3 protein-coding genes are annotated in these 10,450 nt (G+C 73.9%); all 3 read right to left on the reverse strand.

Annotation, left to right across the window (positions count from 1 at the left end):
* Positions 1-4,579 (reverse strand): type I polyketide synthase (locus IE273_RS42580; RefSeq protein WP_189820476.1); only part of this gene is annotated, 4,579 nt, incomplete at its 3' end.
* A 114-nt stretch (positions 4,580-4,693) separates the two neighbouring features.
* Positions 4,694-5,887, reverse strand: coding sequence for an FAD-dependent monooxygenase (locus IE273_RS42585; RefSeq protein ID WP_189820477.1), 1,194 nt, complete (start codon positions 5,885-5,887; stop codon positions 4,694-4,696).
* On the reverse strand, positions 5,878-10,434 hold the full coding sequence (locus IE273_RS42590; protein ID WP_229888134.1) for an SDR family NAD(P)-dependent oxidoreductase: 4,557 nt from the start codon (positions 10,432-10,434) through the stop codon (positions 5,878-5,880). Before IE273_RS42590 ends, IE273_RS42585 begins: the two co-directional genes overlap by 10 nt.
* Positions 10,435-10,450: the final 16 nt, after the last annotated feature.

Consider the following 10,450-nt stretch of genomic DNA (forward strand, 5'->3'; position numbering starts at 1 on the left):
CCTCCAACCCGGCCGGCACCACCACCAACCACGAACCCACCGACACAACCGGCACACCGAGCCCAACCCACGACTCCCGATACCTCCACGCGTCCACGGCCGACGCCTCGGCGCGGCGCGTCCGCCACGAGGACAGCGCGGGCAGCACCGGCGCCAGGGCCTCGCCGGTCACACCGAGCGCGTCGGCGACCGCGTCGGGGTCCTCCTGTTCCACCGCTTCCCAGAACTGCGTGTCGACGGCGTCCTGTCGAGGCTCCGCACCGGTCTCGGGCCAGAACCGGCGGTGCCGGAACGCGTACGTGGGCAGCTCGGCCTCCCGGGCGCCGGGGAACACCGCCTCCCACCGGACGCCGACACCGTGGGTGTACAGCTGGGCCAACGACAGCAGGAGGCGGCGCGGTCCGCCGTCGTCCCGGCGCAGCGTGCCCACGGCCGTACGGCCGGGCCGGGCCGGGCCTGCCTCGTCGAGGGTCTCCTGCAAGGGCGACACCAGCACGGGGTGCGGGCTCACTTCGAGCAGCACCGACACGCCCGCGTCCACCAGGGCCCGGCTCGTGGACGCGAACCGGACCGTCTCCCGGAGGTTGCGGTACCAGTACCGCGCGTCCCAGGTCCGGGTGTCCGCCTGCTCACCGGTGGTGCACGAGTACACCGGTACCGACGACGCCCCGGGCGTCACGGCCGCGAGGTCGGTCAGCAACCGGTCACGGATGCGCTCCACGTGTGCCGAGTGCGAGGCGTAGTCCACCGGTATCCGGCGGGCTCGTACCCCCGCCGTCTCGCACGCCGCGAGCAGTTCGTCCACGGCCGAGGCCTCGCCCGAGGCGACCGTCGAGGAGGGTCCGTTGACCGCTGCGAGCGACAGGCGTCCCTCCCACCGGCCGAGCAGTTCCGCCGCCCCCTGCTCCGACAGGGACAGGGCCACCATGCCGCCCAGTCCGGCCAGGGATTCCGCGATGGCCCGGCTGCGCAGGGCGACCACCCGGGCGCCGTCCTCCAGTGACAGGACGCCCGCCACGCAGGCCGCCGCTATCTCACCCTGGCTGTGACCGGCCACCGCCGCCGGTTCGACGCCGTACGAACGCCACAGTTCGGCCAGCGACACCATGACCGCCCAGAGCACCGGCTGCACGACGTCGACGCGCTCCAGCGCCGCCGGGTCGTCCACGACGTCGAGCAGCGACCAGTCGACGAACGGGGTGAGTGCGGCACCGCACTCGGCCATCGCCCGGGCGAACACCGGCGAGGCGTCGAGCAGTGGCCGCGCCATGCCGGCCCACTGGGAGCCCTGACCGGGGAAGACGAACGCCACCTTCGCGGCATCGTCCGCCCGCCCCTCGGTCACGTGGGCGGCCGCCTCGCCGGCTGCCAGCGCCCGCAGTCCGGCGAGCAGTTCCTCGCGTCCCTCGCCCACCACGGCGGCCCGGTGCTCGAACGCCGAGCGTGTGGACACCAGTGACCAGCCGATGTCGGCGGCGTCCGGCGCGGGCCCGGTCTCCAGGCGGGTCAGCAGCCGGGCCGCCTGGTCACGCAGGGCCTCTCGCGTCTTCCCCGACAGCACCCAGGGCACCGCGCCGGCGGAGGGCCCCGGTGTGTCCGGGGCCGGCGTGTCCTGCGGTGCGGCGGACTCCAGGACGACGTGCGCGTTCGTGCCCGAGATACCGAAGGACGACACCCCGGCCCGCCGGACGCCGCCCGTCGGCGGCCACGGCGTCTCCTCCGTGAGCAGCTCCACCTTGCCCGCCGACCAGTCGACATGCGTCGACGGCTCGTCCACGTGCAGCGTCCGGGGCAGCGACCCGTGGCGCATCGCCAGCACCATCTTGATCACCCCGGCCACGCCCGCGGCGGCCTGTGTGTGGCCGATGTTGGACTTCAGCGAGCCGAGTCGCACGGGCGGGCGCCCGTCCCGGTCCTGGCCGTAGGTGGCCAGGAGGGCCTCCGCCTCGATCACGTCGCCCAGGGTCGTTCCCGTGCCGTGGGCCTCCACGGCGTCGACGTCCCGGGCGGCGAGGCCGGCGGCGGCCAACGCCTCGCGGATGACCCGCTGTTGCGACGGACCGTTGGGCGCGGTCAGCCCGCTGGAGGCACCGTCCTGGTTCACCGCCGATCCGCGGACCACCGCGAGTACCCGGCGGCCCTGTGCGCGCGCGTCCGACAGCCGTTGCAGGACGAGTACGCCCACCCCCTCGGCCAGGCCGAATCCGTCCGCCGTGTCCGCGAACGCCTTGCACCGGCCGTCGGGGGCGAGCGCGCCGAGCTGGGAGAACTCCTGGAACATCCCGAGCCCCGGCATCACGGTCACCCCTCCTGCCAGGGCCAGGTCCGACTCGCCGGAGCGCAGCGACTGCGTCGCGAGGTGCAGCGCCACCAGCGACGACGAGCACGCCGTGTCCACCGTCACCGCCGGGCCTTCCAGACCGAGCGCGTATGCCACGCGGCCCGAGGCGACGCTTCCCGTGGTGCCGGTCAGCACGTGGCCACCGAGGTCCAGGCCGTTGTCGAGTGCCGGTCCATAGCCCAGTGTCACCAGTCCGGTGAAGACGCCGGTCCGGCTGCCGTGCAGCGCGTCCGGCCGGATACCGGCGGCCTCCAGGGCCTCCCAGGTGGTCTCCAGCAGCAGCCGCTGCTGCGGGTCCATGGCGAGGGCCTCGCGCGGGGAGATCCCGAAGAACTCCGCGTCGAACAGGGGTGCGTCCTTCAGGAATCCGGCTTCGCGCTGGTAGTACCGTCCGGGTGTCCTGGGCCGTGGATCATACGTACCGGCCGTGTCCCAGCCCCGGTCGGCGGGAAAGGCCGTGACGGCGTCCCGGCCCTCGGACAGCAGGCGCCACAGGTCCTCCGGGCCGTGTACCCCGCCGGGCAGTCGGCAGCCCATGCCGACGATCGCGACGGGCTCGCCGGACGGGGCGGGACGGCGGGTGGGAACGGCCCCGGCGGCCGGTGTCGTCCCGGGAGCCGCCCGGGTGACCAGGTACGCGGCCAGCCGCTCGGGAGTGGGGTGGTCGAAGACGGCCGACGCGGGCAGGGGCAGGCCGGTGGCCTCCGTGATCCGGGCCCGTACCTCCATCGCGGTGACCGAGTCCAGCCCCAGTTCCAGGAACGGACGCCGTCGGTCGGACGGCTCCAGGAGGTCGCGGCCGAGGACCGCGGCCACTTCGGCGCAGACCAGGTCCACCAGCACGGTGCGACGCTGCGCTTCCGGGAGCAGGGCCAGGTCGGCGCCCGCGCTCGCGGGCGCGTCGGCCGGGGCGTCGACGTCGTCGGAGGTGTGCTGTTCCCAGAGCGCCGCGAGATCCGCGGGTGCGGGCCCGGCCGGGGCGGACGGCCAGTCCGCCCTGGCTCCGGCCGCCCACAGTTCGCCCAGGGCCGCCGTCAGACGGGCGGGGCCGCCGTCGTGACGACGCAACGTGGCGACCACGGCTCCCGCGGCCTGGAGGTGCTCGATGGTGTCCCGCATCGCCGAGGTGAGGACCGGGTGCGGGCTGACCTCCAGCAGTACCTGACGGCCGGAGGCCAGCAGGCCCCCGATGGTCTCCTGGAACCGGACCGGTCGGCGTACGTTGTCGCACCAGTAGTCGGCGTCCAGCAGGCGCCCGGACACCTCTCCCGCCACGAGCGAGGAGTGGAAGGGCACGCGCGGCCGACGGGGCCGCAGTGGTGCGAGGTCCGCGCGGAGCTGGGGCAGGATCGCGTCCATCTGCGGAGAGTGGGCGGCCAGTCCCACGGACGTGCGGCGCGCGGACACCCCCTCGCTCCGCAGCGCCTCGATGAGTTCGGCCGCGGCCGCGGTCGAACCGGAGACGAGCACTGCGGAGGGCCCGTTGACCGCGGCGAGCACCAGCTCGCCTTCCCAGGCGGCCAGCCGCTCGCGGACCTCGTCCGCCGGAGCCTGCACGGAGACCATCTCACCGCGTCCGGCCTGGGACCACTGGGCCCGGCTCCACAGGGCGACGACCCGGGCCGCGTCGTCCAGGGACAGGGCCCCGCTCACCGCCGCCGCCGCCACCTCGCCGAGGCTCTGGCCGACGACCGCGGCCGGCTCCACGCCGTGCGAACGCCACAGGTCCGCCAGCGAGACCGTGACGGCGAAGAGCACCGGCTGGACGATGTCGGCGCGCGCCAGCTCGGCGCCCGCACCCGGATCACGGGCCAGGTCGATCACCGACCAGTCGACGAAGGGCTCCAGCGCCTGCGCGCAGTCGTCCATCCGGGACCGGAAGACCGGCGAGGAGTCCAGCAGCTCGGCGGCCATGCCGGGCCACTGGGGTCCTGCGCCGGGGAAGACGAACGCGACGTCGCCCGGCACCCCCGTGCCGGTGCTCAGGCCGTTGCAGCGACGGTCCCGGGCGAGCGCGGCCAGCCCGTCCAGCAGTTGCCCCCGGTGCCGCGCGCCCACCGCTGCCCGGTGGGGGTGGTCGACGGTCGCGTCCTTCGCCAGCCAGCGCCCGATGTCCTCAAGGGCCGGCTCGCCGTCGCGCAGGTAGGCGCCGAGCCGACGGGCCTTCTCCCGCAGCGCGGGGGCGCTGTCCGCCGACAGAAGCCAGGGCAGAGGAATGCGGTCCGGGGAGTGGGACATGCTGGTGGAGCCTTCCGGGCGTCAGGTGCCGCCGGCCAGTGGCAGCCGGGCAGGGTCGGGGCGCGCTCGTCCGCGAGGGACGGAGCGTCGGTCGGGGGTGCTTTCAGCTCCTCGTCAACCGGTCTCGCCCTGGGGGCGGACCGTGCGCTGCCAGTCGATGTGGTGTCCGTAGAGCCAGTCCATGGAGACCAGCGACGGCATCCACTTCATGAGCAGCGGGCCGAAGACGTTGCGCAGGTGCATGCCCCACGGGGTGCGCACCTTCACCGGTTTGGCGTTCATCTCGCCCCACTTGACGACCTTGTCGACTCGCGGGGTGCGTAGCCTCTCGTAGGTGGCGAAGGCGCTCTCCGGGGAGTCGGTGTCCCGCAGGCACTGGGCGAGGACCACCGCGTCCTCCATCGCGAGAGCCGTTCCGGCGCCGATGCGCCCGGTCAGCGCGCACGCGTCGCCGATCAGCACGGCCCGGCCCCGGTGGCGTGCCGGGGGCTTGGGCAGTCGCTCCATGGGACGGATGTCGATCGGGCCGGTGGCGGCGGACAGTATCTCGCGAAGGACGGGCATGTCACGGTCGTAGACGTCCAGCAGCCACTCCCTCCACTCCTCGACGGTGGTGCTGTCGTCCGGCCCGACCGGCTCCTTCCTGGGTGCGAACGCCAGCCACTGGACGCTCTTGTCGGCTTCGACGTGGTAGCTGAAGTGCCCCTCGTACCCGAAGGAGGTCACGCACACCCCGGGTGTCGGGTCGAGACCGCCCGGGCGGGAACGGCCGCCCAGTCCCAGTACACCGGTGTACGACGCGTCCGGGGTCTGCGGGAAGAGGGACCGCCGGACCCGGGAGTGGGCACCGTCGGCGCCGACGAGCACGTCCCCCTCGGCTGTCGTCCCGTCGGTGAACACGGCCGTGGCGCCGTCATCGGTGACCGTGCACGATGTCAGTTCCTTGCCGTACTCGATGCGGATCCCGCGTTCGGCGCACAGGTCCCGCAGGGTCCGGTCCAGCTTTCCGCGGCAGATCAGCAGACTGGTGGGAGCGGTGTCGGAGGCGGCGCTGTTGTACAGCGCGCCAATGTACTTGCCGGTGCCGGTGTACATGGGCAGGCGGGGGATGGGGAAGCCGTCCAGTTCGACCCCGATGGCGCGCAGGGCGTCCAGGCCGTTGGACCCGACGCTGAGCAGGTGGCCCTCGGCGGCGGGGAGTTCGCTGTCGCGCTCGTAGACGACGGCCTCCACCCCGATGCGGTGAAGCGCCAGGGCGAGCGTGGTGCCGCCCGCGCCGCCGCCGATGATGAGTGTCTTCAGAGCCATGGTTCGCTTTCCGTGGACGTCGAAGGGGGGGACCAGGCGTGTCGGAACGACTGGGGGAATTCGGAGCGCAGCCATGCGTGCACGGTCAGCGCCGTGGACTCGGCGTGGCCCTCCATGATCGTGAAGTGGTCACCGGGCACGGTCCGTTCGGCGTGTTCCACGGGCCACCGTTCCCGCTGCCAGTCCGGTCCGGGGCCCAGCGGGTCCGCGGCCCGGACGAAGAGGGCCGGCACCGGGCAAGGTCCGGGCTCCCATGCCTGGAAGAGGCGCAGGTAACCGCCCATCGCGGTGAGCTGTTCACCCGTGAGCAGGCCGTCGGCGAGCTCGCGGCGCGTCGAGTAGGCCTCACGCACCAGCGTGGTGAACATGGCGCGGCTGACCGGGCTGGCCGGTCCGTAGGTGTCGAGGAGGACGACGGCCAGGGGCGGCTGTCCGGCCTGGGCCAGGGCACTCGCCGTGGCGTGCGCGAACCAGCCTCCTGCCGAATGCCCGGCCAGGACAAAGGGCCTGCCCTCGGCTGCCGCCCGTGCGGCGGCAGCCATGGCGCTGATCGCGACCTCGGCCGTGGCGGGCAGCGGTTCCCCCGGACCGTAGCCCGGGAACGGCAGGACCGCCAGGTCGCACACGTCGCGCAGCCCCGTGGCGAAACGTGTGTACTGGTGGGCCCCCGAGGGAGCCACCACCGAGGGGAAGCAGAGGATCCGCGGGCCGGCGGACCCCTGCGCCAGGTGGACCGGAGCGGGTGAGCCGACGGGTTCGGTGAAGACGGTGCGGAACGTGGCCGCCGTCCGCAGGAACGCCAGCGCCTCGTCCGCCCGGTTCTCGGCCGCGGCATTGCGGAACATGGACACCAGGAGGTCGGTGGGGGCCGGGCCGGCAGCCGGGGCGCCGTCTGCGGCCAGTGCCTCGGCCACGGTGGCCGCCAGTGCGCGCGGCGAGGCGTTCCGGAGGACCACGCCGGCGGGCAGGCGAAGCCCGGTCTCCGCGTTGAGCCGGTTGCGCAGGTCGATCGCGGCGAGCGAGTCGAGACCGAGCTCGGGGAAACCCTGGTCGGGGGCGACGCTCCGGGCATCGGCGTGGCCCAGGACCGTGGCGACGAGGCCGGTCACGAGGGCCAGGACGAGGCGCTCCCGGTCGTCGGGCGGCGCGTCGAGGATGCGGGTCGCACGTCCGGCCGGAGTGGACGGCACCGGCGCCCGGCTCGGTACGAGGTCGTCGAGCAGCGCGGGCACCCGCTGCCCGGTGAGGGCGGCCGGGGTGAAGCGCATCGGTACGAGCAGCGGATCCCCGGCCGCGAGGGCCGCGTCGAAGAGGGCGAGGCCCTGCTCGGCGGAGAGCGCGCCGATCCCGGCCTGGCCGAGCCGGTTCAGGTCCGCGTCTGCGGCCATGTCGCTCTCCGATGCCCACAGACCCCAGGCCAGGGACTGGGCCGGCAGGCCGAGGTCCCTGCGGTACTGGGCGAGGGCGTCGAGGAAGGCGTTGGCCGCCGCGTAGTTGGCCTGGCCGGGACCGCCGAGGACACCGGCGGCGGAGGAGAAGAGCACGAACGCCGACAGACCGCGGTCCCGGGTCAGTTCGTGCAGGTTCCAGGCGCCGTCCGCCTTGGGGGCCAGCACCGCGTCCAGGCGGTCTGGGGTGAGGGACTCCACCAGTCCGTCGTCCAGCACCCCGGCGCAGTGGATGACCGCGCCCAGCGGGTGCGCCGGGGGGATGGCGGCCAGCACGCCCGCCAGTTGGCCGCGGTCGGCGACGTCGCACGCCACCGAGACGACCGTGGCGCCCGACGCGGTGAGTTCCGCCTCCAGCCCGGCGGTGGCCGCCGGGCCCCGGCGCCCTGCCAGCAGCAGGTGCCGCACGCCGTGCTCGGTGACCAGATGGCGGGCCACCAGCCCGGCCAGGCCTCCTGCCGCACCGGTGATCAGTACCGTCGCCTCGGCGGGGAACGCCGCGGACCGGCCGGTGGCGGGGGCGGCACGCACCAGACGGGGTACGAGCAGTTCGTCCGCTCGGATGGCGACCTCGGGTTCACCAACGGCCGCGGCTGCCCTGACCAGGTCCGGATCGACGCCCTTCGGGCACTCCACGACGGTGAAACGGCCGGGGTGTTCGGCCTGCGCGGAGCGCAGCAGACCACGGGCCGCCGCGCCGTCCAGGCCAGGCGCCACGCACACGGCCGGCGGCGTCGACTCGTCCGCGGCAAGCCGACCGCGGATCGCCTCCAGCGCCTCGTGCGCCGAACCGACGCGTATGACCTCGGCCTCGGCACGCTCGGTGACGGCGCGCGGGACCCACTGGACGCGGAACAGCCAGTCGGCCACGTTCGGACGCACCATGCGCGACGAGAGGGGCCGCGTCTCCAGCGTGTCCACGGACGCGATCAGCGTCCCCGTGTCGTCCCAGACGCGCAGGCTCACCGCGTCGGGGCCCTGGGGCTTGATCCGCGCCCGCACCCGCCCGGACGGCGCGGCACCGAGAAAGACCCCCGACCAGACGAACGGCAGCCGGACCTCCTCGGCGTCCAGGACGAGGGGGTGCAGGGCCGCGTCCAGCAACGCCGGGTGCACCGGGAACCCGTCGGCGCGTACGTGCTCCGGCAACTCCACCTCGGCGAACAGCTCGTCACCGCGCCGCCAGACGGCACGCATGCCCTGGAACGCCGGGCCGTAGCCGACCCCGGCGTCCACGCTCCGTTCGTAGACGCCTTCGATCGCGACGGGGCGCGCGTCCGGTGGAGGCCAGACACCTGTGCGTTCCGGCGCGCGCCGCGCGGGTCCTGCGGCCTCCAGCGTGCCGTCGGCATTGCGCAGCCACTGCCGGGCACCTGCCGGCCGGGACGACACGGACACCTCGCTGCCGTCGGCGCTCACCCGTACCTGGAGCGCGACGTCGCCGTCCTCGGGCACGACCAGGGGGGCGTGCAGGGTCAGCTCACCGAGGCGGGAGCGGCCCGCCTGTCGTCCCGCGGCCAGCGCGAGGTCCACCAGCAACGTCCCCGGTACGAGGGCGTTGCCGAGGACACGGTGGTCGGCCAGCCAGCCGTGGGTGCCGAGGGAGATCCGTCCGGTGAGGACCAGGCCGTCCTCACCCAGGTCGACCACCGCCCGCAGCAGGGGGTGCGAGCAGGTCTGAAGTCCCACGCACGTCGCGTCGCTGATCGCCGGGACGGGATCGAGCCAGTAGCGGTGACGCTGGAAGGGGTAGGTCGGCAGGGAGACCATGCGTGCGTCACTTCCGGCGTACACGGTCCGCCAGTCGACGGGCACGCCGTGCACGTGGGCTTCGGCCAGTGCGCCCAGGAAGCGGTGCTCGTCGCCCTGGCCCCGCCGCAGCGTGGCGAGGGCCACGCCGCCGCCTGCCGGGCCCTTGTCCAGCACCTCCTGGACATCGGCTGTCAGTACCGGGTGCGGGCTCATCTCCAGGAACACCTGGAAGCCGTCCTCCCCGACCATGGCCTCGACGGCCTGGTGGAACGCGACCGTTCGGCGCACGTTGGCGAACCAGTAGCCGGGATCCAGTTCGGGGCCCGCCACACGCCCGCCGGTGACCGTGGAGTACATCGCGACGGCGGCGTCTCGGGGCCGGATGCCGGCCAGCGAGGAAAGCAGTGCGTCACGGATGCGGTCGGTGTGGTGGGAGTGGCCGGCGATGTTCGTACCGGACACCCACCGGTGGACAACACCGTCGGCGGAGAGTCGCGCTCGCAACTCCTCCAACGCGTCCACCTCTCCGGAAGCGATGCTGGAGGACGGCCCGTTGACCGCCGCCACACCGATCCGGCCGTCCCAGGCGGTGATCAGCTCGCGCAGCGGTCCGGCCGCCATCGCCACGGACATCATCGCGCCCTGCCCGGCGAGCGCGGTGAGTGCCTTGCTGCGCAGGGCGACGATCATCGCCGCGTCCTCCAGCGTCAGCGCCCCGGCCACACACGCGGCGGCGATCTCGCCCTGGCTGTGACCGACCACCGCGTCCGGTTCGACGCCGTAGGACCGCCACAGCGCGGCCAGGGACACCATCACGGCGAACAGCACCGGCTGCACGCGGTCCACCTTCTCGTGGTCACCGGATCGCAGGACCTCGGTCAGCGACCAGTCCACGTGCGGAGCCAGGGCACGCTCACACTCGGCGAGGCGCTCGGCGAACACCGGCGACGACTCCAGCAGCTCCACCGCCATCCCCGCCCACTGCGATCCCTGACCCGGGAACACGAAGGCGACCCTGCCGGTGCCTTCGGCGCTGCCCTGTACCAGCGCGGGCGACAGGCCGTCCTCGGCCAGTGCGCGCACCGCCTCGACCGTCTCCTCCCGCGAACGACCGCACACGGCGGCGCGGTACTCGAAGGCGTCGCGGTGCAGCGCCAGGGTGCGAGCCACGTCCTCCTGGCGATGCCGGACCAACAGGGGCAGCAGGGCACGCGCCTGCCCGCGCAGCGCCTCCCGACCGCGAGCGGACAGCAGCAGGGGCGGGAAGCGTTCGCCGTCGGGCGAGGGTTTGCGGTCCGGCGCGGCCGGCGGCGCTTCCAGGATGACGTGGGCGTTGGTACCGCTCACCCCGAACGAGGACACC

This window comes from Streptomyces olivaceoviridis, assembly GCF_014650115.1.
Lineage (GTDB): Bacteria > Actinomycetota > Actinomycetes > Streptomycetales > Streptomycetaceae > Streptomyces > Streptomyces olivaceoviridis.

Coding starts and splice junctions, on each gene's coding strand:
- IE273_RS42585 (WP_189820477.1), bottom strand. CDS start 5,887: ATGGCTCTGAAGACACTCATCATCGGCGGCGGCGCGGGCGGCACCACG.